The 22,847-nt window shown below is 67.4% G+C and carries 23 protein-coding genes and 3 pseudogenes; 9 read left to right on the top strand and 17 right to left on the bottom strand.

What is annotated here, in order from left to right:
* The 4 genes from QMC84_RS21975 to QMC84_RS21990 form a co-directional block, all read right to left on the bottom strand.
* On the bottom strand, window positions 1-1,675 hold a 1,675-nt coding region (locus tag QMC84_RS21975), incomplete at its 3' end, for an MDR family MFS transporter (RefSeq protein ID WP_300378726.1).
* Entirely contained in the window at window positions 1,672-2,130 is a 459-nt protein-coding gene (locus tag QMC84_RS21980) for a MarR family transcriptional regulator (protein ID WP_300378728.1), read from the bottom strand. The genes QMC84_RS21975 and QMC84_RS21980, both read right to left, overlap by 4 nt.
* A gap of 168 nt (window positions 2,131-2,298) precedes the next feature.
* The gene (locus QMC84_RS21985) at window positions 2,299-2,700 is read right to left on the bottom strand and encodes a hypothetical protein (RefSeq protein WP_300378730.1); all 402 of its coding nucleotides are present in this window, start codon (window positions 2,698-2,700) and stop codon (window positions 2,299-2,301) included.
* Window positions 2,697-2,897, bottom strand: a complete 201-nt coding sequence (locus QMC84_RS21990) for a helix-turn-helix domain-containing protein (protein ID WP_300378732.1) — start codon at window positions 2,895-2,897, stop codon at window positions 2,697-2,699. Before QMC84_RS21990 ends, QMC84_RS21985 begins: the two co-directional genes overlap by 4 nt.
* Window positions 2,898-3,285: 388 nt before the next feature.
* Here QMC84_RS21990 and QMC84_RS21995 point away from each other — a divergent pair, with 388 nt between their 5' ends.
* On the top strand, window positions 3,286-3,765 hold the full coding sequence (locus tag QMC84_RS21995; protein ID WP_300378734.1) for a MarR family winged helix-turn-helix transcriptional regulator: 480 nt from the start codon (window positions 3,286-3,288) through the stop codon (window positions 3,763-3,765).
* 516 nt (window positions 3,766-4,281) lie between these two features.
* Here QMC84_RS21995 and QMC84_RS22000 read toward each other — a convergent pair.
* The 3 genes from QMC84_RS22000 to QMC84_RS22010 form a co-directional block, all read right to left on the bottom strand.
* The gene (locus tag QMC84_RS22000; protein WP_300378736.1) at window positions 4,282-6,642 is read right to left on the bottom strand and encodes an MMPL family transporter; all 2,361 of its coding nucleotides are present in this window, start codon (window positions 6,640-6,642) and stop codon (window positions 4,282-4,284) included.
* Window positions 6,643-6,675: 33 nt separating this feature from the next.
* Window positions 6,676-7,284: a TetR/AcrR family transcriptional regulator gene (locus QMC84_RS22005; RefSeq protein WP_300378738.1), complete on the bottom strand. Its 609-nt coding sequence runs from the start codon at window positions 7,282-7,284 to the stop codon at window positions 6,676-6,678.
* 436 nt (window positions 7,285-7,720) lie between these two features.
* Window positions 7,721-8,722, bottom strand: a complete 1,002-nt coding sequence (locus tag QMC84_RS22010; RefSeq protein WP_300378740.1) for an AraC family transcriptional regulator — start codon at window positions 8,720-8,722, stop codon at window positions 7,721-7,723.
* A gap of 104 nt (window positions 8,723-8,826) precedes the next feature.
* Here QMC84_RS22010 and QMC84_RS22015 point away from each other — a divergent pair, with 104 nt between their 5' ends.
* Window positions 8,827-9,174 (top strand): ATP-binding protein, encoded by a 348-nt coding sequence (locus QMC84_RS22015; protein WP_300378742.1) that lies wholly within the window; start codon window positions 8,827-8,829, stop codon window positions 9,172-9,174.
* A gap of 27 nt (window positions 9,175-9,201) precedes the next feature.
* Here the strand turns inward: QMC84_RS22015 and QMC84_RS22020 are convergent, their stop codons facing one another.
* From QMC84_RS22020 to QMC84_RS22050, 7 genes are all read right to left on the bottom strand, one after another.
* Entirely contained in the window at window positions 9,202-9,666 is a 465-nt protein-coding gene (locus QMC84_RS22020; RefSeq protein ID WP_300378744.1) for a DUF6262 family protein, read from the bottom strand.
* The gene (locus QMC84_RS22025) at window positions 9,663-11,819 is read right to left on the bottom strand and encodes a site-specific integrase (protein ID WP_300378746.1); all 2,157 of its coding nucleotides are present in this window, start codon (window positions 11,817-11,819) and stop codon (window positions 9,663-9,665) included. Before QMC84_RS22025 ends, QMC84_RS22020 begins: the two co-directional genes overlap by 4 nt.
* The gene (locus QMC84_RS22030) at window positions 11,816-12,946 is read right to left on the bottom strand and encodes a tyrosine-type recombinase/integrase (protein ID WP_300378748.1); all 1,131 of its coding nucleotides are present in this window, start codon (window positions 12,944-12,946) and stop codon (window positions 11,816-11,818) included. Before QMC84_RS22030 ends, QMC84_RS22025 begins: the two co-directional genes overlap by 4 nt.
* Window positions 12,947-13,098: 152 nt before the next feature.
* A complete protein-coding gene (locus tag QMC84_RS22035; protein ID WP_300378750.1) occupies window positions 13,099-13,476 on the bottom strand; it encodes an ATP-binding protein in 378 nt (125 codons plus the stop codon).
* Entirely contained in the window at window positions 13,476-13,658 is a 183-nt protein-coding gene (locus QMC84_RS22040) for a hypothetical protein (RefSeq protein ID WP_300378752.1), read from the bottom strand. Before QMC84_RS22040 ends, QMC84_RS22035 begins: the two co-directional genes overlap by 1 nt.
* Window positions 13,655-14,716, bottom strand: coding sequence for an IS21 family transposase (gene istA / locus QMC84_RS22045; RefSeq protein WP_300378754.1), 1,062 nt, complete (start codon window positions 14,714-14,716; stop codon window positions 13,655-13,657). The genes QMC84_RS22040 and istA overlap by 4 nt, the downstream gene beginning before the upstream one ends.
* A 326-nt stretch (window positions 14,717-15,042) precedes the next feature.
* Entirely contained in the window at window positions 15,043-15,786 is a 744-nt protein-coding gene (locus tag QMC84_RS22050) for an FCD domain-containing protein (RefSeq protein WP_300378756.1), read from the bottom strand.
* 217 nt (window positions 15,787-16,003) lie between these two features.
* Here QMC84_RS22050 and QMC84_RS22055 point away from each other — a divergent pair, with 217 nt between their 5' ends.
* Window positions 16,004-17,188 carry an IS110 family transposase gene (locus tag QMC84_RS22055; RefSeq protein WP_300378759.1) on the top strand — a complete coding sequence of 395 codons (1,185 nt, stop codon included), beginning with the start codon at window positions 16,004-16,006 and terminating at the stop codon, window positions 17,186-17,188.
* A 218-nt stretch (window positions 17,189-17,406) separates the two neighbouring features.
* Here QMC84_RS22055 and QMC84_RS22060 read toward each other — a convergent pair.
* Window positions 17,407-18,157 (bottom strand): annotated as a pseudogene (locus QMC84_RS22060) (IS256 family transposase); the annotation flags it as partial.
* A gap of 360 nt (window positions 18,158-18,517) precedes the next feature.
* Here QMC84_RS22060 and QMC84_RS22065 point away from each other — a divergent pair.
* The 3 genes and pseudogenes from QMC84_RS22065 to QMC84_RS22070 all read left to right on the top strand — a co-directional run bounded on the left by QMC84_RS22065 (window position 18,518) and on the right by QMC84_RS22070 (window position 19,206).
* The gene (locus QMC84_RS22065) at window positions 18,518-18,739 is read left to right on the top strand and encodes an ATP-binding protein (protein WP_300378761.1); all 222 of its coding nucleotides are present in this window, start codon (window positions 18,518-18,520) and stop codon (window positions 18,737-18,739) included.
* Window positions 18,732-18,782, top strand: a pseudogene (locus QMC84_RS22470) (hypothetical protein); the annotation flags it as partial. The gene QMC84_RS22065 and the pseudogene QMC84_RS22470, both read left to right, overlap by 8 nt.
* Complete coding sequence (locus QMC84_RS22070) at window positions 18,763-19,206, top strand: ATP-binding protein (RefSeq protein ID WP_366145771.1); 444 nt, start codon at window positions 18,763-18,765, stop codon at window positions 19,204-19,206. The pseudogene QMC84_RS22470 and the gene QMC84_RS22070, both read left to right, overlap by 20 nt.
* On the opposite strand, the gene QMC84_RS22075 is transcribed toward QMC84_RS22070, so the two are convergent.
* Window positions 19,163-19,576, bottom strand: coding sequence for a hypothetical protein (locus QMC84_RS22075; protein WP_300378763.1), 414 nt, complete (start codon window positions 19,574-19,576; stop codon window positions 19,163-19,165). The genes QMC84_RS22070 and QMC84_RS22075 overlap by 44 nt on opposite strands.
* Before the next feature lie 112 nt (window positions 19,577-19,688).
* On the opposite strand from QMC84_RS22075, the gene QMC84_RS22080 reads away from it, so the two are divergent.
* Window positions 19,689-20,033 carry a hypothetical protein gene (locus tag QMC84_RS22080; protein ID WP_300378765.1) on the top strand — a complete coding sequence of 115 codons (345 nt, stop codon included), beginning with the start codon at window positions 19,689-19,691 and terminating at the stop codon, window positions 20,031-20,033.
* 450 nt (window positions 20,034-20,483) lie between these two features.
* Here the strand turns inward: QMC84_RS22080 and QMC84_RS22085 are convergent.
* Window positions 20,484-20,946 (bottom strand): annotated as a pseudogene (locus QMC84_RS22085) (IS3 family transposase); the annotation flags it as partial.
* A 152-nt stretch (window positions 20,947-21,098) separates the two neighbouring features.
* On the opposite strand from QMC84_RS22085, the gene QMC84_RS22090 reads away from it, so the two are divergent.
* Window positions 21,099-22,064, top strand: coding sequence for a tyrosine-type recombinase/integrase (locus QMC84_RS22090; RefSeq protein ID WP_300378767.1), 966 nt, complete (start codon window positions 21,099-21,101; stop codon window positions 22,062-22,064).
* Entirely contained in the window at window positions 22,061-22,825 is a 765-nt protein-coding gene (locus QMC84_RS22095; RefSeq protein WP_300378769.1) for a hypothetical protein, read from the top strand. The genes QMC84_RS22090 and QMC84_RS22095 overlap by 4 nt, the downstream gene beginning before the upstream one ends.
* Window positions 22,826-22,847 lie beyond the last annotated feature (22 nt).

Here is a 22,847-nt window from a genome sequence, read left to right on the forward strand (position 1 = left end):
AGTTGCCCGGGGTCGTGGGGTTCTCCGGCCGATGTCCGGGGTCGTCGTCGGTCAGTCGCGCGTCGGGGTCGACCGAGGTCTCGAACGCGGCGGCGAGGTCCTCGCCCGAAGTGTGTCCCCGGGTCTGGCGCAGCGGGGTCTCGCGAAGGAAGAGCAGGATGACGAACCCGAGCAACGCGAACGGTACGGCGGCAAGGAAGGTGGTCTGCAGGGCCTCGGCGAACCCGGTGGTGACCGCCAGGTGGATCGGGTCGGGCAGCGCGGCGATCTGGTCGGGGCTGCCCTGGGTGGCCGACCGGGTGGGCATCTGGTCCGCGGGCACCCCGGCAGCCCTTAGCTGCGCGGGGATGGTGTCGCGGAGCCGATGGGTGAGCAGCGCGCCGAAGACTGCAACTCCCATCGCGCCGCCCAGGGAGCGGAAGAAGGTGGCCCCGGAGGTGGCGACGCCGAGGTCGGCGTGGGGCACCGCGTTCTGGGTTGCCAGGACCAGGACCTGCATCACCATCCCGATGCCGGCGCCGGTGATGAACATGAACAGGCCGGCGAGCCAGAGTGAGGTGTCCACCGACAGCCGGCCCATCAGCGCCAGGCCACCGGCCGCGACCAGCAGGCCGATGACGGGGAAGATCTTGTAGCGGCCGGTGTGGGTGATCAGCCGCCCCGATCCGATGGAGGTGATCAGCAGGCCGACCATCAGCGGAAGCGTCAGAAGACCGGATGCGGTCGGTGACTCGCCCTTGACGATCTGCAGGTACTGCGGAAGGAAGATGATGGCGCCGAACATGGCCACCCCGACCGCGAAGCCGGCCAGGCTGGTGATGACGAAGGTGTGGTTGGCGAACAGCCGCGGAGGCATGATCGGTTCGGCGGTTCGGCGTTCCTGCCAGACCGTCAGCGCGAGCATCAGCAGCGCCAGCGCGGTCAGCCCGTAGGTCCAGGCCGAGTTCCACGCGAACTCCTTGCCGCCGAGCGAAAGCATCAGCAGCAGGGCGCTGATCCCGGCGACGATGAAGAAGGCCCCGAGCCAGTCGATGGCGTGCCGGCGGCGGGGGAACGGCAGCTTGAGCACTCGTTCGGTGACCACGAGGGCCGCAATGCCGATGGGGATCCCGACCCAGAAGGTCCACCGCCAAGAGAGGTGCTCGACCAGGAAGCCGCCGAGCAGGGGACCTGCGACGGTGGCCAGGCCGAAGACCGAGCCGATGTACCCCTGGTAGCGGCCGCGTTCGCGGGGACTGACGACGTCGCCGATGATCGCCTGGGAGAGCGCCATCAGCCCACCCACCCCGATGCCCATCACCGCGCGGAACCCGACCAGCTGCCCCATGTTCTGGGCGAACCCGGAGGCGAGGGAGGAGACCAGGAAGATCCCGATCGCGGACTGGAACATGATCTTGCGGCCGTACAGGTCCGACAGCTTGCCCCAGATCGGCGTGGAGGCGGTCGAGGTCAACAAGGTGGCGGAAACCACCCAGGCCAACTGGTCCTGACCGCCGAGCTCCCCGACGATGGTGGGCAGCGCGGTGGCCACGATGGTCTGGGACAGCGCGGCGACCAGCATGCCCAACATGAGCCCCACCAAGACGGTGAGGATCTGCCGGTGGGTCAGCTCCGGCATCACCTGCTCGGTCGGTGCCCCGAGCGGCCCGTCTCCGGGCGAGGGCGACTCGCTCATGGCTGGCTCTCTTCTCGGCTGTTGGGGTTCGGGCTCAGGTGGTCGTCGAGGCCGGCGTTGAAGGCGGCCAGCAGGAAAGCGAAGTTCGCCAGATCCTCTGGCGACCAGGACTGCAGCAGCTCGCGGACCACGCCACGTCGTTCTGCCCGCGTCGCGGTCAACACGGTCCGGCCGTGTTCGGTGAGCCGCAGTCGGCAGGCGCGACGGTCCTCCGCGTCGGGCTCACGCGTGATCAGGCCCGCCTGCTCCAGGGAGGCGACCTGGCGGCTGATCGTCGAGGCATCCAGATGGAAGTGCGCCGCCAGCGCGCCGGGCCGCAGCGGGCCGGTGTCGTGAAGCCACGCGAGGATCCCGTAGGCGGCCCTCTCCACGACGTGTTCGGTCGGGCCGCCGCGCAGATGCACCTTCTGGGCGCGACGTACCAACAGTGTCAGCTCCTCCTCGATGGACTCCACCGAGACGAGGGCGCCCTGCGCACCAACTGCTTGCATGTACCAACCATACCGTCTGTGAGCCCGATCGGCACCGGCTGCTCGCCGACGTCAAGCAGCTCTTGGTGTCGTTCAGCGGCTGCGGTTCAGTGGGGGCGCTGCCCGAGGGCGTGGAGGCCTGCCGTGCGCCGGTTAGGAGATGTCACCCACCAGGTAGCGCTGCAGTGTGGGGGCAAGCGCAGACACCATCTCCTCGGAGGTCGCCGAGGCCACATCCTCGAGGCCGACGACGTATCGGACCAGGGCGACGCCCACGATCTGCGACATCACTAAGTCCGCGCGTAGGGGCGCGTTCCCGGCGCCGAGACTGGCCGCGATCGGTTCCAGCAGTCCGGTGGTGACCCTGTCGCGGATCCTGCGCGCGGTGTCCGCTTCGACCGTGGCCGCGCGGAGGATCCCGACGATGCGCTGTCGCTGGTCTTCGTCATCGAGTGCCTCGATCACAAGTCTCGCCAGGCGTTCGCCGACACGCCTCGCGTCGCTGCCGAGGAGCTGAGCCATGACCGCGCGTGAGTCAAACGAGAGGTCGATCACTTCGTCGAACAGCCGTCGTTTGAGCCGTAGAAGTAGGTGACGAGGGCGGCGTCGACGCCCGCTTGTGTTGCGATCGCCCTCAGGGTGACCCTGTCGTAGCCCTTGGCGGCAAACTGCTCGCGGGCTGCCCGGGCGATCTGGTCGCGCGTCGAACTCCGCCCGGGCCTGCGTCCGGGCCGCCCGGGGACGGGGTCCACGGCCTCAACTCCCGCCTCCTGCGCAGTACGAGAATGTGGCTTCATGGCCCCTCCTGCTGCTTCCAGCGCGAAGCTCGCAGCCGACCCCCGGCCCGACCTCACCTGGCTCAGCCCGGCGGACGCGACACCACGGGCCTGGTCAGGCTTGTCAGGAGGTCCAACCACATCGCGTGCCGGTGGGACTTCGCGTCACCGCGCAGAGGCTTCCGTGCGGTCCTCCGCCAAGCATCGGACGATTGTGCCCGAAGGGCAACGTTGCCGTATGCGCCATCACGCTGGCGGTCAGACCGGTCCGATTCGTCGCCGAACCCTCGGCGGCGCCGGACCGGCTGTCCAGGGCCAGGCGTGACAGCATCCACACGGTGCATGCGCTCGGACAGGAGGCGACGTGAGTGTTGGTGGGGCCGAGGGGCCGGACGCGAGGTCTGAGCGAGTCCAGCGTGAGGCGGCGGAGTTCGCGAATGCCGTACTGGCGCTGCTTGCGGTCGCGAGGCGGACCCGAGGTCGGCTGCAACCGCTCTTCGACGACGTCACGGTTCCCCAGCTGGTGCTGCTGGACGCGGTGGAGGTGTGTGGAATCGAGGGGATCGGGGCTGTCTCGGCGTACACCTTGTTGACCCAGCCCACGGTCACCCAACAGGCGGCCGCGTTGGAGGCGGCCGGATTGATTGAACGCGCCTCGTCCGGTCACGACAGGCGTCGAAGGATCCTGACGCTCACCGAACGCGGCGAACAGCTTCTGGCCGCCAAGAGGACCGTGGTGTCCGATCGTCTCTCGAGCGCCTGGGAGTCCCTCGATGATGCCGAACGAGCGGTCGCGGCGCCTCTGCTGCGCCATCTTGCGGACCTCATCGCGGACCTCACGTAGGAACAGACGCACTACCCTTTTCCTCCTATGTATTTCGGCGTAGGCTGGCCCCACTCGATCCGCAACAGCCTCGGCGACCTCGATGCTCCGCCGCCGAGGCAGCGGGTGGCCGTGAGGTACGTGGAGATGAACGCACTGGCTTGGCAGCAACTCTGGTACACGTGGTTGGAACTCGTGAGCTACCTGTTGTGGTGGTTGATGGGCGGCCTCGTGGCACTCGGCGGGTGCTACTACGTGGGTCAACTCGTGTACATGGACTGGGTTCGCGAGAACCCGCCACCCCGGATCCGGTTCCTGGCCGAGCGCAGGCTACGCCGAGACCTCGCGCGCGGGCTTGCCGACCTTGAGGAGTACCTGTACGAGCAGGATCCGGCACACGTGATGGATGGTCGCCCTCGACAGCCGAGCCGGCATTGGAGTCGGTTGCGGCACGGGCGGGGAGGGCCCGGTGGGTCGTGGCGCGATCGCTGATGGCGGGCTCAGCGTGCACGGGGCCGGGTTGAGGCTGGCCCAAGGCTAGACCTTCACGTCCTGGGTGGGCGCCTGTTCTGTGGCGGGCCGTTGGTTGAGCAACGCGGTGAGCTTGTCACCTTCGACGTCGAGCTCGGGCAGTAGACGGTCGAGCCATCGGGGCAGCCACCACGCCTTGTCGTCGACGATGGCCATGACTGCGGGTACCAGTGTCATCCGGACGAAGAATGCGTCGATGAGGATGCCCGCGGCGAGGGCGAAGCCGATCTGCTTGATCATGATGTCGTGGCTGAAGATGAAACCGGAGAAGACCGAGATCATGATCACGGCGGCTGCGACGACGACCCGGCTGGCTTGGTCGAAGCCGTGCACGACACTGCGTGCTCCGTGGGAGCCGTGAACGTAGGACTCACGCATCGAGGAGACCAGGAAGACCTGGTAGTCCATGGCGAGCCCGTAGAGGATGCCGGTGACGATGATGGGCATGAAGCTCATCAGCGGGCCGCCGGTGTCGAACCCGAACAGCCCGCTGAGCCAGCCCCACTGGAAGACGGCGGTGGTGACGCCGAAGGTGGCCAGGATGCTGAGTAGGAAGCCGACGGTGGCCTTGATCGGGACGATCACCGAGCGGAAGACCAGCATCAAGATCAGGATCGACAGCGCCACGATGATCCCGATGTAGAGGGGAAGAACGCTGGCCAGCTTCTCGGCCATGTCGATGTGGATGGCGGTGTATCCGGTCACGCCCAGGGTCACCTGATTCTGTTGGGCGAGGGCGGAGTCGGGCTCGCGCAGTGCGGCCACGAGGTCGATGGTGGCTTCGTCACTGGGCCCCGAGGCCGGGATCACGCTTAACACGACCAGGTCACCGGTCTCGCTGGCACCGACCGGTGCGGCGAGCACGATGTCGTCGCGCTGCTGGAGCTGGTCGATGAGCTGCGCCGTCACCTGGGGGGTGACCGCGCCACTGGACCCGGTGGGCTCCGCGGTCACGAGCAGCGGCCCGTTGAACCCCTCGCCGAACCCGCGCGTGACCGCCTCGTAGCTCTGCCGCGCTGCGGTGTCCTGGTTCGCGGTGGCCCCGGTGGGGATGCCCAGCTCCATGCTGGCCGCGGGTATTGCCGCGAGTCCCAAGATCGCGATGACCCCACCAATCACTGGCCACCTGAACCTGATGACCCCTTTGACCCAGTGGTCGGCCACGCTGTGGGCCTGCGCCTCCACCTTCACCTGTCGACGGTCGCGTGCCTTGGCTGAACAGATTCGCTCGCCGACCAGCCCCAGCAGGGCGGGGAGCAGGCTCAGGGCGATGAGGACCGCCAGCGCCACCGTGGTCGCCGCCACCAGCGCCATGGTGGTGAGCATCGAGATGCCGATGACGCTCAGTGCCGTCAGCGCGGTGATGACGGTCAGGCCGGCGAAGAAGACCGCGCTGCCTGCGGTTCCGACCGCCCGGCTCGCCGCCTCCCCGGCGCTCAGTCCTCGGTCGAGGATCAGCCGTCTCTGCCGGTTGACCACGAACAGTGCGTAGTCGATCCCCACGGCCAGGCCGACCATCAGGCCGAGTACCGGCGTCGCGGAGTTCATCGTGACCATCGTTGACAGCCCGTACGCGCCGCCCACACCGATCCCGACCCCCACCAGCGCGGTGATCAGTGGCAGTCCGGCGGCCAGCAGTGAGCCGAGGGTCAGCACCAAGACGATCGCCGCGACAACGAGGCCGATCACCTCCCCGATCCCGACGGGGATCTCCAGCGCCTTCAGCGAGTCGCTAGGCAGGGCTGTGATGCCGGTGCCCGCAGACTCGGCGTCCTGCAAGACCTCAAGCACCGCGGTGACGTCCTCATCGGTCAGCGATTGAGTGGCCACCGTGAACTGGAACTGGAACAACGCCACCTCACCATCGGAGGACACCAGTACGCCGGGCACCGGCTTGCCGTCCACCACGAGCGGCTGGTACGGCGGCACCTCACCCCGGTCCTCATCGGCTCCACCGGCGCCAGCTCCCGCACCGGCCTCCGGTTGGCCCGGCTCCTGTCCACCCGTGGACGCCCCCTGGGGAGCGCCTGCCGCAACCGGAGGAGGGGCTACCACCTGATCGAGCGCATAGACCTGGTTGACGGTGCTGCTGATGGTGTCCAGGCGCTCCGGGGTGTCGAGGCGCTGGCCCTCGCCGGCGGTGAAGACCACGCTTGCTTGACCACCTGAGGCCTCGGGCAGCTCGGTGGCGACACGGTCGAGGACCGTCTGCGCCTCGGTGCCGTCGATCTTCATCTCCGAGCTCACGCTTACGCCGTTGATGGCGACGCCCCCTGCGACGACCGCGAGGGCGGCAAACCAGCCGGCGATGAAGAACCAGGGGTGGCCGAACGCGGTTCGCCCGAGCCGGTACAGGTACGTGGACATGGGGTCTGCTTCTCCTCGAAGGGTTTGAGCGGATTAGAAGCCGTTGCGTAGGTACTCGAAGGTGACGTCGAGGAAGGATCCGTACTCCATGGCACCGCGACCCGCGGCGTCGCCGTCATCATCAGCGAGTTGGACATCGAGGAGACCTTCCAGAGCTGCCGTGACGGCGCCGTACACCGCGCCGAACAGGAGCGGCACATAGATCCCCGGGTAGCGATCACCGGCAACCGAGAGCACCAGGTCCTGGGCCGCATGCCGCATCCGGTTCTGCACGCTCAACAGATACGGCTCCAGCGTCGGATACCGCCGCACCATTGCCAGCAGCTCCCGCATCGTCACCAGCGTGTCCGTCGCGAACTGCTGCCTCATCACGGTATGCAAGGCGTCAACGAGCGGAAGGTCGGGAGGAAGGTCCGCCAGCAATGCCCCCGCGTCCTCCACCCCGGCGAACCCCACCGAGGCAACGGCCTCCTCCTTGCAGGAGAAGTAGTTCGCAAAGGTCCGGCGGGAGTAACCAGCCCGTTGGACCACATCATCGATCACGAAGCCATCCAAGCCACGCTCGCGCGCGAGCTCGAACGCAGCATGAGCCAACGCCTCACCGGTGGCCTCACGCTTCAACTCCCGTAGTCCGCGCTCCATGCACCCAGTATCGGCACCAGTTGCCTAGTAGGCAAAATTGCTCAGAAGGCAACCAAGGGGTGGCCCGACCGAGAGCTGGCGACGATGGCCTGGAGCCTGGTGGGGAACGGGTCTGCTGCACGGTCAGGTGACAGTGTCACCTGACCGTGCAGCAGACCCTCAGAAGCGAATGCCCCCAAGTGTACCCATGACTTTATTAGAGTCATCAACCAGCCAAATGTCACTCTTGCTGGCTCGCGGGCGCGGAAGGCCTGTTCCTCTGCCGTGTGACGACGGAAGGGTGCGAGTCGCACGCTGGGCTGACATGGCTGGCGGCGTGCGTGTCGGGAGGCAGGACGCCCCCACTTGGATCGTGAACGGTGACGTGACTGCGTGAACAACGCGGCGAGCGTGCTGCTTTAGTGGCGCGAAGCGAGCGAAGGTTGGTAGCCGGGCCCTACCTCCTCGGTTCGCGGCGACCGAACTGACGGAATTCGCTTGGCGACTGCCCGGTCCAGCGTTTGAAGGCGTGAGAGAAATTGGTCAGGTCGCTATAGCCGAGATCTATGGCGATTTGACTGACCGTCAGCGATCGGTCGAGCAGGCGGACGATCGCCCTCTCGCGCAACAGCGATTGCTGTACGTCGCGGAAGGTCGTGCCCTCGTCGTGGAGGCGTCTTTTCATGGTGCTCGGGGAGACTGCGAGGAGCTCAGCGATGTCATGGCTGCTGATGTGTCCGGGGTCCTCCTCGAGCAGTCGCCTCACGGTCTCGGTAAAGCTGGTGGCAGTGGTGTGACGGTCGAGGCTTCGGCGCAGTTCGCCGATAGCCATGCGATAGGCGACCGGGTCGGGGAAGCGGCAGGGTGCTTGGAGGATGTCGACGGGAACGTCGATGAACGACGCGCGTGCGCCGAACACCAAGCGTCCGACCAGCAGGCCGTCGACGTGGTGGGGGGACTGGGGGCTCTTCCAAGCCAGGTTCATCGTGACGCCTGGCAGCGGGCCCGTCAGCATGTCGAGGAGCCGCAGCAGTGCCGCTCCGCCGTAGGTGATGACTAGGCAGTCGAGATCACGGTCGCCGGTGTGGCCGGTGAGGCCCACGGTCAGGCTGCGCTGGCCGAGGTGGAAGTGGGGGCGCAAGGCGCTCGAGATGATCGGAAGGTACCCAAGCAGCTCGAAGACCTCGGCCACGGAGCCGGAGCTGACTAGCGGCAAGCTGAGCGGGCCGAACGACGTCAGTTGTGCGTGCTCGGCGAAGGAGAGCCCGAGGCGTGTGGCATCGGCGTGGTCGAGTCCGGGGTAGACCTCACGAAACCACCGGATCGGCACCTGTCGGTCGCGCTGGACCAGCTCCAGTTCGGAAGTCCCCTCGCGGTCGATGATCGCGCGGAAGCGACCTACGGCCTGGGGACCGAGAGCATCGCTGGTCAAGAGCTGGACGAACGCCAACGGAGGCACGCCGGGCTCGGGGGACTCATCACCGTCGCGACCAGACCACTGACCGACTACGCCCGGGCCGCCAACAGCGCGGCCGGCGCCACCACGACCAGCAAGGAGACACCGTGAGCACGTTGACCAGCGACCGGATCCGCCAGACCGCGACCAAGCTCGGGCTGACCCACCTGAGCGACGTCATCACCGAGCTCGTGGACCGGGCTGAGGCCACGCAAATGGGCTACCTCGACTTCGTCGACCTACTCCTCGAAGAAGAGCTCGTTCTGCGGGAAGGACGCCGGTTCCGCAACGCCTTGAAGCTCTCCCGGCTCCCGCACCACAAGACGCTCGACGAGTTCGACTTCGCCTTCCAACCCGGCATCGACGTCCGCAAGGTCCGCGACCTGGCCACCTTGGAGTTCGTCCGCGCCAAGTCCAACGTCGTCCTGCTCGGGCCGGGCGTTATCCGGGGGTGAACCTCCCGGCGGCACTATTCGTGCAGGTCAGGACGTTGTTGCGATCGAAGTGACGTCGCCGCTGGTGCCGGGCGCTGGCGGCTGGGGTCGGGGGCCTCGTCGGGCGAGTTCGCGGCGTAGGTCGAGGTTCTCCCCGTGGGCCTGTTCGAGGGCAGCACGAAGTTCTTGCACCTCTTGACGGTGCTTTTGCTTGAGGTCCTTGATCTGGGTTGTCAGGGCGAGCACGAGGGTGCTCTCGGCGTCTGGAGGGCTGGTGCTCATCGCGGGACGGGCCTGTGCGCGCAGGCGCTCGATCCGTCCCCGGATATCGGGGTGGTTGTAGAGGAACGCGTGAGATACCCCGGCTTCGCGTTGCACGGCTTGGAAGGTGACGGCGTCCCCGCGTTTGATGAGGGCCCGGATGCCCTGCTCGGCCGCTTTGGTCTTCGCCGCCGACTTGGCCCTGGCGGCGGCGGTCAGCGCGGCGACGCGGTTGTCTCGGGAGTCGGTCACTGGTCGGTCCTCCGGTGTCGGGTGATGCCGAGTGTGAGCGGGATCGGGCCGGCGGATGCGGTGCCGCAGCCGCCGCCTTGCACCGCTCGACCGGGGTGGTCGTCGATGGCGGCGAGGAGTCGTCGCAGCGCGGCTTGTTCGGCTCGCCGCTGGACCAGCCAGATGTTGTCCTCGGGCATCAGGTGGCCACGTCGTTGTTGGAACGTGGTGGTGCTGCGGGTGATGAGCTCATCGCCGTCCGTGAGCTGTCGGAGCAGCGTGTCTCGGTGGGATGCGTCGGTGACGAAGACCGAGCAGGTCAGGCAGGCGTTGCCCTTGTCGCAGCTCTGCAACGGGGGCAGGAGGCACCACCCGTTGGGCAGGAACCGGTCGGCTCGATCGAGTAGGTGCAGGCTGTCGTGGTCCTCGCGGGAGAACTGGACGCGGGTGCCGTCGGCCTTGAGCTTGACGGTGGCCAGGAACGCCTGCTCGGCGTGCTCCTCGCGGGCAGCGATGTAGTGCATGGACATCGTCGGGGTGGCGTGGCCGGCGTAGCGCTGCAGCACGTGGATCGGCAGCCCGAGCTCGGCGAGCCGGGTCAACCTGGTGTGTCGGAACCGATGGGTGTGACTGAGGTTGATCCGATGGCCCTTGCCGTCGGTGATCTGGGCACGGTTGCTGAGCTCGCGCAGCATCCAGTTGTAGGTGCCCGACGGGTAGGGCTTGTCCCCGCGCCGGTTGCCGGTGCGCTGCACGAACAGGAAGCGCGGCCGTAGGTCGGGGAAGGTCTGACGGACCCACTGCTGTTGTTCCTCGATGACGGCGGCGACCTCGCGGTCGACGAGGATGCTGTCGGGTGCGATGTCGATCTTGCTTTGGGCGTACCGGAACCGCACCAGCTCTTCGCCGTCGGTGTCGTGGACGGTTCGGGCTGGGGCCTGGGAGAGACAGTCGAACTCGCAGGTGCGGATCTCGCTGGCTCGGCGGCCGGTGAGGATCTGCAGCAGGATCATCCGCATCGCCTGCGGATCGGCCAACCCGTGGGCGGGCACCGGCTCGCCGTCGCCGCGGGTGATGCTCATCGTCTCGTGGCGAGGCATGCCCAGCAGGGGTAGCGCGGCGGTGATCTGTGCCAGCGCCTGATCGTCGATGTAGTGCCGATCGTCGAGGGTGGCCGTGCGCGGGATGCGTGAGACCTGCCGAAACCAGCTGGCCGCGTGCGCCTGGGTGATCTGCTCCCATGGCGAGCGGCCGAGGATGCCTCGTGCTTCGGTGGGGTTGTCGGCGACGAATGCGAACAGCTCCGCGACCGCACGTAGGTCGTCATTGAGCAGGCGGGGATGGACCGGCTTGTCGTAGTGGCGATGGTCTTCCGCCCGGGTCAACCGGTTCGCGGGATCCGCGGTCCAGCGGCGGAACGCGGCGGCATGCTCGCAGGCGCCAGTGGCATCGGCCAGCACGTCGGTGGCGTCGTCGAACCAGCTGGTGAGCCAGTTGTCGAAGCGACGCAGTGACTTCAGTCGGCTCTGGCTGACCGTGGTCCAGCGCAGCGTGCCCGCCTCCAGCTGGGTGCCCAGGTGCCACTTGACCGCTTCGCGGAGCCAGCCGTGTGTGATCTGGCCGGGCGAGCAGCCGTAGTTCGCCTGCGGCTCCCGCCCGGTCAAGGGGATCCGCGGGTCGCATCGCGGGTGCCAGTCGTCCAAAGCCCACCACGGCCCGTCGTGACAGCGAGCCAGCAACGCGAGCCGGGCGAACCGGAATACCACCCGCAGCCGGGCTCGGCTGCCCGGGTGCGGCAGTCGGCCCCACCTGGTCGCGTAGAACCAGCCCTGCAGTGCCGAGGCGGTCTCCCAATCCATGGCCCGGACCGAGGACGGGAAGGGGTGGTCGTCGCGGATGGCTCGGCGAAGGATGTTGGCCAGCTGGTTGATGGCCAGCACCGAGGACCGGGTGCCGTCGGCGGCCTGCCAGTGGGCCATCCAGGCCAACTCGGCCCCGAACGGATCCGGAAGCCCGGTGAGGTCGATCCTGCGGTCGCCGTTCTCGGTTACCGCGTCCCAGTCCTCGATGTCCGGACCGATCACCGGGCCCTGCCACTCCTGGGGAAGCTCCTGCCATAGCCGCAGCACCGGTTCGCGCTGGTGTGCCAAGCCCAGACCGGGGCGCTCGTTCATCCAGCCACCTGCCAGCCGGCGACATAGGAGTTCCAGTTCGCCGCGGCGCGCAGCGCCTCGTCCTCGCGCACCCAGCCGTAGAGGTCCAGAGTGGTCTGCACGTGGGCATGCCCGAGCCTGCGGGCCACGACCCACTCCGGGGTGCCAGCCAGCAGCAGCGCGGTGGCGTGGCTGTGCCGGAACCAGTGCGGCGTCCATCCAGGCGGCCCGATCCGGCGTCGGCGCAAGGCGGCCGTCTTGTCCCGCACGGTGCCCTCCCGCATCGCAGCAAGCAGCGGCGACCGATGCAGGTTGACGAACAACGCCGAGTCCGCAGTCACCGTCAGGCCAAGCGTGGCGGCGTGGCAGGCCAGGTAGCTCAGATAGTCGGCGAAGAGAGCCTCGAGATCATTGCCGACGTAGACCCGCCGCGGCCGCATCATCTTCACCCTGGCGCCGTTCGGGTTGTCCTCGCGGGGAACGATCTCCACGAACGGCGTGCCACCCCGTCCCATCACGAAGTCACAGATCCGCAGCCCGAGCAGCTCACCCAGACGCATCCCGGTCTCGGCCAGCAGCGCGAACACCAGCCGGTCCCGCAGGTTCCCCGCCCACTCCCCAGTCGAGCCGTCCGGGACGGCGCAGCCGTCCAAGATCGCCTGGATCTCCCGCGGAAGCAGCAACGGCGGACGGTCTCGCCGACCAGTGCGCCGCACCCTCACCAGCGAGGACGGCGTCGGCCCGGACCGTGCGTCCAGATGAGCCAGCAGCCCCCGGGCCGGAGCACGACGGGGAGCACCCCGCAGCAGTCTCTCGGCGACCCCGACCCCAAAGACGGCCTGTTGCCAACGGTAGAACGAGATCACCGCGGCCAGCCTGGCCTCCAGCGTCTCCGGCGACGGCGTCTGCTCTGACGCCACGATGGTGTGCTCGACCGTGCGGCCATTGCGCAACCACGACAGGAAGCCGGAGACCGTCGGCACGCCGACCTCGTGCCACCGCTCGGACTCGCCACGCTGCTCGAGGAAGGACCACCACTGAGCCAGGGAGGTGGCATAGCTGCGGACCGTGTTCGGTGACCACAGCAGCCGGTGAGCCTCCAGCCAGTCCTCGACCGGTGCCGCAGTGCTGAAAGCCTCGTCCACCACCGTCCAAGTGCGACGCCCATTCGAGGGCCGAACCGCCATGCTGATCGCCACGTTGTCGTTCCATCTCGTCGAAGAACACCCGCAGATAGCGGGGCAACGACAATGACAAGACGACCAGGCGTGACCTCGTCAGCGACGTACCTGCGAGCGAGTCACCCCCCGGTGATAACGGGCGGGCCCAGCAGCACGACGTTGCGTGCCTCGGTGAGGAACCCACCCGATGCCAGGGACGCGATCTGCTGACGGACAGCGGGTTGGGCGTCGAAGTCGAACTCCTCGAGCGTCTTGCGGGAACCGAACCCGGCTGCCCGAATCCGTAACTGCGCCCCGGATGCGTTCCTTGCTGCGACCTCACGGTCCAGGACCGCGGCGAGGTACTCCTCGTGGGTCCACCCGGCGTCGCGGGCGTGGTCTGCCAGTCGGCCGGCTGCTTCGGTGATCCGGGGCGCCTTCAACGCCGATGCCAGGTAGGTCAGCTGCTTGAGCGCCTCGCCTGCGTCGCTCTTGGTCTTCTTGCTGCTGGTCGTCATCAGGCCACCTCACCGTCGGTCAGTTCATCAGCCAGGGCGCCGTCGATGAGCCCGAACGCGCGGTCGTAGTCGGCCACGTCGCGGACCAGCTCCTCGTGCGGATCCGCCGCGGGTCGCGGGCGTTGGAACTGCTCACGCAGCACCTTCGCAACACTGACGTGGGCGGGGTCGGTGATGGTCATGCCACGCGCCCAGACCCGGTCATGGGCCGTGACGAGGCGTCCCTCGTGACGGACCTCGACGCGTGAGAGTCCGCGGTCACGTCGACGAACCGGCCGATCACCGCCGGATCGACGGAGTAGTCCGAGGAATCGACGCGGACGTAGTAGTCGCGTCCCAGCCGGACCCGGTTGACCCACCCGACCACGGGTGCGACCGGCGGCAACGGCAGCATCGCTGCCCGGTCGGCGTCGAGCAGATCGACCGGGCGGGACTTGATGGTGCGCACGACCCGGGCGTTCGCGAGTCCCAGCCAGTCGGCGAACTGGGTGTCGAAGTCGGCCGGGGAGGTGAAGTCACGCCCGGGTATGAAGGAGGTCTCGAAGAAGCCGTTGCGTCGCTCGACGATGCCCTTGGACTCCGGGTCATAGGGCTTCAAGCGTTGCAGCGTGGTGGCCAGGGTGCCGGTGAACGCCCCGACGCCTTCGGCGTGCCGTTTGCCGCGGCCGATGCCGGACTCGTTGTCCCAGATCAACCTGCGTGGGACCCGGCCGAGCAACTGGAGCAGCATCCACATGCCCAGCAGCAGATCGGCGGTGTGTCGGGTCGGGATCATCTTGGCGACCATGAACCGCGAGTGCGCGGCCGTGATCACCAGGACCGGCAACAACGTCTTGGAGCCATCCTCGAGCGGGATCTTCCTGGGCGGAAACCACAGATCGCACTGCACCGCGTCACCGGGCAACCACGTCAACCGGTCTGAGGGATCGACAGGGAGATGGTCAGGACGCAACCGCCGGACGTGGTCGCGGAACCACGTGATCGACCCCGTCCAGCCCACCCGCTCCGCGATCACCGTGGCCGGCATGTCCGGCGTCGTCTTGAGTAGCTGCCGCACGTGCGGCTCGAACGGCGTGAACGACGTCGGACCCACCGCACGCTCGTACTTCGGCGGCCGGTCCGAGGCCAACGCCCTCTCGACCGTCGACCTACCGACCCCGAGATCCCTCGCTACCTGACGCTGCGGAACACCGTCCGCGACCAGCCGCCGAATCAAGGCCCAATCCTCCACTGAGATCACACATCCAATCTGTCTGGGTGGCCTCGTTTTCGACCGTCGCTATGGCCTCGTTTTCAAGCGTCGTCGACAAGAGCATTGCTCGGTGCTTCTTTCGGGTCGACTCAGCCATTCCGGTGTCGATGCGAACCGGGCCAAGGTCGGGAGCAACTTCTTCGTAGAGTTTCACGACCACCCACCACCGGGCAGGTCTCGTGTCCACCTCTGGGCAGTTCCTACTGGCCCTTGGACTCCTGCTAGAGGCCCAACGACGTCATCGAGGTGCAGCGCGGTGGCTGGTGCCCCTCATCTTGCCCCTGGGATCTACGGCGACCAAGATCGGCACCTCCCTACGACCCGTCAAACCGCTCCCGCCGCCACCGTTCGGCCGGCACGATCGGTTCGTCCAGCCGACCTTGGGCTGCCAGAACATCCTCGAATTCGTCCAGGTGGCGCAGCATCCGTCGCGCCGCCGCGTCAGCATCGCCTTCCTGGATCGCCTTGGCGATTGTCACATGCGCCCGACGCGTGGCCTCAACGTCGTCATGGCTCAGCCGCTCGTCCGAGGAGTGCCACTCCAGCGCGTCGTGCAGCGCAGCTAGGACCACCTCGTACACCCCATTGTTGGAGCATTGACCAATGGCACCGTGGAATTCGACAGACTCACGGTAGCTCCGCTGAACCCCGTGATGCTGGGGGGCAATCTCCACCAGCCACTGCTTCTGCTCCGCGGTCGCCGCACGGGCCGCTTCCGCCGCCGCCGCCGGCTCGATCAACTTGCGCAAGGTAAACAGGTGCTTCAGCTCCGTCTGCCGAACCGAGAACAGTAGCGCCAGCGTGCGACTGACCTGTCCGATGTCAGGGTGGCAGACCCGGATGCCGCCCTTCGGCCCACGCTTGACGACGATGAGGCCGTCGGCCTCCAGAAGCCGAAGCGCCTCCCGGACCGTTCCACGGCTGAAGCCGTAGGTCTGCATGAGCTCGGCCTCGGACGGCAGCGCAGCGTCGGGCTCCATGCCGTCCCCGAGAATCAGCGCCCGCATATGGTTCGCGAGGATATCGGACGCCTTCGGCAGAGCGACGTGTCGGTTCATGCTTCTCGTTCCCAGGTCGGCACTTGAGCCTCTCCTCAACTTACATACCAAGAATTATACTAGATCGAGGGGTCGGAGGGCGATCAGTGGCCCCTAGTGCTCCACTAGACGGTATGACGTGACCGGTTCAGCCTGAGCTGGTTGCGGGCCGGGGCCTCACTCACAGAGATTCGTGGGTTACCAAGCAGGGGCCACCTGCTCGGCCTATCCGACAGTTGTGGGAGGCCCCGGTGTTCACCGAGCGTACGAGTGTTGGGCTCGACGTGCACGCACGATCTGTGCAGCGGCAGCGATCGACGGCGTCACGGGTGAGCTGTTCCAGACCAAGCTGACTCCATCCTACGACCACATCCGGTCCTGGCTGGGCGACCTGCCCGGACCGGTGGCCCTGGCCTACGAGGCCGGGCCGACCGGCTTCGGGCTATACCGGCACCTAGCCGGCGCTGGGATCCGGTGCGAGGTCGTCGTCCCGTCCAAGCTGCAGAAGCCGGCCGGGGATAGGGTCAAGACCGACGCCAAGGACGCGGTCCAGCTGGCACGGTTGCTGCGGCTGGATGAGATCACGCCGGTGGCGATCCCGACCCTCGACCAAGAGGCCGCCCGCGACCTGGTCCGTGCCCGCGAAGACTGCCGCAGCGACCTGATGCGGGCTCGGCACCGGTTGTCCAAGCTCCTGCTGCGCCACGGGGTTGTCTACTACGGCGGCGACGCCTGGACCGGCAAGCATGACCAGTGGCTGCGCACCGAAGCGCTCCCGCAGCTGACCTCTAGGGCGACCCGGCTGACCTTCGACGCCAACTACGAAACCGTCCTCGCGACCAAGGCCCGTCGCGACCGACTCGACGAGGCGATCGCGGAGATGGCTGCGGACTCCGAATTCACCCCAGTCGTGCGACGGCTGGGTTGCCTGCGCGGGATCAGCACCCTGACCGGGTTCGCACTCGCGGTCGAGATCGGCGACTGGCACCGGTTCACCGGCAACTCGATCGGCTCCTTCGTCGGGCTGATCCCGACCGAGTACTCCTCGGTCAGCTCACGCACCCTGGGCCCGATCACCAAGACCGGCAACGCTCACGCCCGGAGACTGTTGGTCGAGGCCGCCTGGCACCACCGGGCCAGATACCGGGTGGGGAAGACCACGCAGGATCGATGGAACCTCGCGCCCGCCGCGGCCCGCGCCCGAGGCGATGAAAGGGAACCGACGCCTGCACCAGCGGTGGGTGAAGTTCATCGACCGCCGCAAGCGCAGCACCGTCGCGAACGTCGCCATCGCTCGCGAGCTGGCGGGCTGGTGCTGGTCCTTGGACTGCTTCGCCGGCGTCATCGGCTCGGTGGCAGCACGTGGAGTGACCCGCGAGACTTCTATGAGCAGCCCGTCCCGGCGGGCGACGCTCGACCCTAGACACGCGGAACCGCTCCAGCCGAAACACCGTCCTGCGGTAACCAACCCGCGCATATCAGTCTGACCCGCGCGTCGCCAACGACACGCTCGCCGACCGCCCTGTCGAAGTAAGAGGCGCCCGCCCCGAACAACGGGACGGGCGCCTCACCATGCCTCTTGACAAGGGTTCACCCCAGATCGGGTCTATCCGAGAAACGGTGTAAGCGGCGGTTCTCATCTCAATGGTTCTCTGCCTTGGGCATCCGGTCGCCGAAGGTGATCGCGAAAGCGTTCAGTGCTGGCTTCCAGCGCATGGTCCATCGTGTCGGGCCGGGTGCCCTTGGGGTCCAGCGATCTGGTCACCAGGTACAGGCACTTCAGGGCGGCCTGCTCGGTCGGGAAGTGTCCCCGCACTGTGACCGCGCGGCGGTAGCGGGCGTTCAGCGACTCGATCGCGTTCGCGCTGTAGAGCACCGTGCGGATCTCGGCGTCGTAGTCCAAGAACGGCACGAACTGCTCCCAAGCGTTGCGCCACAACTGCCCGATCGCGGGGTGGGATTTGCCCCACTTCTCCTCGAACGCCGCCCACGCGGCCTCCCGGCACGGGGCCCGGTAGATCGGCTTGAGATCGACCGCGATCTGGCCCCAGTACTTCTTCGAGGCGTACCGGAAGGTGTTGCGGCGGATCAGGTGAATGATGCAGGTCTGCACGACCGCCTGGGGGAACACCGCCCCGACCGAGTCCGGCAGCCCCTTCAGCCCGTCGCAGACGACGAAGAACACGTCGGTGACCCCGCGGTTCTTCAGCTCGGTGAGCACGTGCAGCCAGAACTTGGAGCTCTCTCCGCCGCCGGTTCCGGCCCAGAGTCCCAGGACGTCCTTGTGAGCGGCCAGGTCGACCCCGATCGCGGCGTGGAACGGCCGGTTCGCGACCTGGCCGTCGCGGACCTTAACGTAGATCGCGTCGATGAACACCGCGGCGTAGACCTGGCGGCTTCTACTGGTCGTTTCGAATCCTGACTGGAAGGACTCGCAATGCCTCACTGGGCATGGAACAAGGCATCGGCGACGGCCAAGCGTCGCTACTTCGAGCTGATTCGCGAGGGATCCAGCGGCGCGGCCGCATCCCAGCAGGTTGGCGTGTCGCTCAGCTGTGGGCCGTTGTGGTTTTCGACGCTGGCTCGGTGAAGTTCACCGACAAGCCCCATCAGCAGGCGCTACTCCAAGCCCACCCCCACAACGGCTGCGCCGCCGGCGCTGAGCGCGTTGTCGGACCCCGCGGCCGAGGCTGCGATCCACACCGCGTGTCGGACCCTGCTGCTGCCTACCGTGCGTGCTGAGGCCGTCGCGATGGCCACCGCAGCAGCCAAGCAACGCCTGTCCCACAAGGCGTTCCTGGCCGAGGTCCTCCTGGCCGAGTGCGACGAACGCGACGCCCGACGCCAGGTCCGCCGGGTCAAGGAAGCCAAGTTCCCCCGCACCAAGAGGCTCACCGACTTCGACACCCGGGCATTGCCCGATCTACCCCCAGCGACCCTGGCGCACCTAGCGTCCGGGGAGCTGGATCGATAAAGGGGAACCACTGGTCCTGCTCGGTGACTCCGGGACCGGGAAGACCCACCTCCTCATCGCGTTGGGAACCGCCGCAGCCGAGCAAGGCAGACGGGGTCCGCTACGTCACCACCGCGGCCCTGGTCAACGAGCTCGTCGAGGCTGCCGACGACAAAGAGCTCTCCCGCGTCGTGGGCCGCTACGCCCGACTCGACCTGCTCTGCCTCGACGAGCTGGGCTACGTCCATTTGGATCCCCGCGGCGCGGAGCTGCTGTTCCAGATCATCACCGCCCGCGAAGAACGTGCATCGATCGCATGTGCGTCGAACGCGCCGTTCTCAGAATGGGGTGCGACGTTCACTGACCCCCGCCTGGCCGCCGCCGTCGTGGACCGCCTCACCTTCAACGCCCACATCATCCCGACCGGCAGCAGCTCCTACCGGCTCAACGCCACCACCCGAGCCCGGAAGGAGAACACCATGATCTGACTCCCGGCCCACCGACCCAGCAAGAAGTCAACAAGCAGGGTGGGGCCAAATCAGACCAGCACAGTGGGGCTGACGTCATGTGGAACGAGTAGACCGATCTGATGCCGACGTGGGCCAGGAGGTCACCCTCCTCGCCCCAGTCGACCTGGGCCTGGGCACCGGGAACGACCTCGAACCGGCGGTGCAGCCCTCGCAGCGGGTTCTCATCGCCCTCGTCCAGTTCCGCGGCGATCCGCGGCCGGGCTTCGGCGATGAACATCTTGGTGCGCTGGTAGTTGCCAGTGAAGCCGTGCTGCGCGACCAGCCGCTCGTGGACCAATGCCGCCTTCAACGTGATGTCGGCACGCAGCCACGCCTCGATCACGCCCACGAACGGGGTGATCAGCTTCGGTTGTGTGTTGCGCCTGACTTAGCGATAGAGATCGGCGTGTCGATCAGACAACATCCAACGGTTCTTCCGGCTCGATCAGGAGGATCTGGATATGTCCGAGAACGAGGGTTCATCCAAGCCCGCGAAGCGGCGTGCGAAGCGGTTCTTGACGCCGTCGCAGAAGTACGAGATCTGGCTTCGGCTGGTCCGCCAGGAGGTGACGATCGCCGAGGCCGCGGCCACCGAGCAGGTGGACCGGTCCACGATCATCCGGATCCGGACGGTGGCCAAGGTAGGCGCGCTGGCGGCACTGGCCGCCTCCAGGCCCGGGGTGGGCGCAAGGCAGCGCGACTACGAGCTGGAGCAGGCCCGGGCCGAGGTCGCCCGGCTTTCGGAGGCGTGCAAGGAGCTCGCGGTGAAGTTGACGTTGGTCGAGGGAAAAGGAGGCTGGGGCTGAGTGGCCGCGTCCCACGCCGTGTCGATGCGGTCACCAAGGCCAGCCTGCTGGACCTCCTCGACGACGCCCTCGACGCGGGCTGGACGCTGCGCCGCGCCGCTGGGGTACTCGAGCTCGGCGAGGTCCGGACCCACCGCTGGTTCGCCCGCCGAGCCCGCGGCCGGCTCACCGACCGGACGCCGGGCGGGTCCCCGATGCACGGACTCCTGGCCGAGGAGGCCGAACAGATCCTCGCCCTGTTCGAGGAGTGGGGCGAGACCGACCGATCGCACCGCAAGCTCGCGCACCGCGGCTCCTACCTGGGCCGGCTCTGGGTCTCACCCTCGAGCGTGCGCAGGGTCCTTCCCTTGCAGACAAGCACTTTCGGCCGTTGCCGAAGCCGGGGAAGTCGCGGGGTCGTCAGTTCCCGGAGTGGGTCGACTACACGCCCAACAGCAGCTTCGCACCGTCGGCTCCGAACCGCCTGCGGTCAACCAGGTCTGGGTGTCGGTTGTGAGTCTCGTCGGGCCGGGTGGTCTTGTGCGACCCGTAGCGGGCGCCCTCCTAGCCGTTCTCGCGGTAGAGCCGCTCGACCGTGCAGCGGGCGACGTCGTGGCCCTCGCCGCGCAGTTTGATCCACATCTTCCTAGACCCCAGCCGCTGGTTGAGCTTGTTGCGCCCCCGCAGCTGGAGGATCGCCTGGACGACGTCCTCGTCCCTCAGGGTCCCGCTTGCTGGGCTTCTTGTTGATCCACTCGTAATAGGTCGAAGGGCTGATCTTGACGCCGTGCTCGGACAGCACGGCGCACATGGGCTCGACTCCCCAGACAAGACCGACCCCGCCGGTGGCGGGGTCGGTCACCTGGTGGTCCTTGTGTTCGGCGATGAACCGAATCACCATCTCCCGGGCCGGTCGAGCTCGGCCCCGAAGAAAGGCTTGATATGTAGGTGATCAGCGAGTCGTTCCAGGATCGGCTAGGTGCCGGGCAGATGCTGGCCTTGGGTGTTCTCCGTGAGGAGGCCGGGATGCTTGGTTCTGGGTCGTTCACGCCGTGTCTGCTCAGTTCGGCCGGTGAGGTCCCGACCTTGGGCGACTCTTTGGTCGATGAGTACCTCCGGTTCACCGCGGCCCGGGTGCGGCCGAACACGCTAACGGCGCAGGTCTTCGATCTGAAGGTCTTCTTCACCGTGGTCGCCAAGCAGCCCCAGCAGGTCCGCATCCAGGACGTTCTCGGATTCATCGAGCAGCAACGCGCGCCGCGGCGCGGTGGCAACGTGGTCCGGATCGTCGACGGCGAAGCCGGGCTGGCGGCCTCAACGATCAAGCGCCGGTTGGCGACGATCTCTTCGTTCTTCGACTACCTGATGCTGCGCGGTATGTGCGATCGAAATCCGGTTCCGCGCAGCATGAACGCCCGACATCGCGGCCACCGCGGGTCCCCACTGATCCGAGCCCCGAAGAAGATGCCCCGAGTTCTCGCTCCCGAGGAGGTCGTCGCGTTGACCGCCGCGCTGCGGACGCTGCGGGATCAAGCGATGGTCTCCTTGATGGTCCACGCCGGGCTGCGCCGGTGCGAGGTCCTCGGGCTGCGGTTCGGCGACATCCACATCGGTGACCGGCGCGTGTTCATCGCCAACGGCAAGGGCGGCCACCAGCGGCTGGTTCCGGTCGTGCCCGGCTTCCTCGTGCTGCTCGCCGCCTACCTCGCCGGCGAACGCCCCGACGACGCGGTCGACGACCACGTGTTCGTGGTCCTCAAGGGACCTCATCGGGGTCGGCCCCTGAGTGCAGCCGGACTCGACCAAGTTCTCCAGGGTGCCCGGACACGAGCCGGTTTGACACATGCGACCTGCCACGAGCTCCGACACACCTGCTTCACCCGGCTCCGCGAAGCCGGGATGGCGCTCGAGGCGATCCAGGCCCAAGCCGGGCACGCCTCGATCGAAACCACCCGGATCTACCTGCACCTGTCCAACGACTGGCTCGCCGGCGAGTACCAGCGAGCCATGGCCATCCTCGACAACTGGGACGATCAAGGAGCCAAAACATGAGCGAAACGGCCGCGGTCTTCGAGCCAGCACCCGAGCTGGGCATGATGTCCAATCCGACGTCGGAGCCGTCGGCGACCCCGACGCTGCACTCAGCAGCGGACGCCTACATCAGTGCCGGAACGACCGAGCCCGGACGCGTATGCCGGCGCCGTGGCGTGGTCGGCTTCCTGCGCCGCTACGGCGACCTGACCAGTTGGGCCGCCACATCGGTCGAGGAACGTCGCAGCACCCGCAGCGACGAGATGGTCTTCGCCGGGCATGCCCTGGTGCACTGCGGCGTCCCGGTCGACGTCGCGTTCGTGGTCACCTCGGGCTGCCGATGGGGCAAGTACATCGCCGACGCCTACCCTGACCAGGCCGCCAAGTTCGCCGAACAAGCCGCTGACCTGGGCTTCTGTGAACGCGAAGGGCACCGGATGTGGGCTTGGCTCGCCAAGATCTGCATCGTCACCGGGCTCGCCCCCGACCAGCTCACCCCTGACGCCTATCGCGATGCCCGCACCCAGGTCCACGACACCGTTGTCACGCTGCGCGGCTACCGGCCCCAGTCGTTGTCGACGCCCTTGTTCGACCTGGACGCCGTGATGTTCCACCGCGGCCAAGCGCCGCCGCCCGACATCCGACGTCGCTGGACGGGACGCCCGGTCAAGGAGGTCACCTGGGAGCAGCTCGCCGAACAGGCGCCGGTCATGGTCGCGACCATGCGTCGCTATCTCGAGCAGTGCCTGCTTAGCCTCGATCCACCGATGAGGCGGGGCTGAGCGCGCGCCGTCTGTGACGAGT

The organism is Nocardioides sp., assembly GCF_030019515.1.
Lineage (GTDB): Bacteria > Actinomycetota > Actinomycetes > Propionibacteriales > Nocardioidaceae > Nocardioides.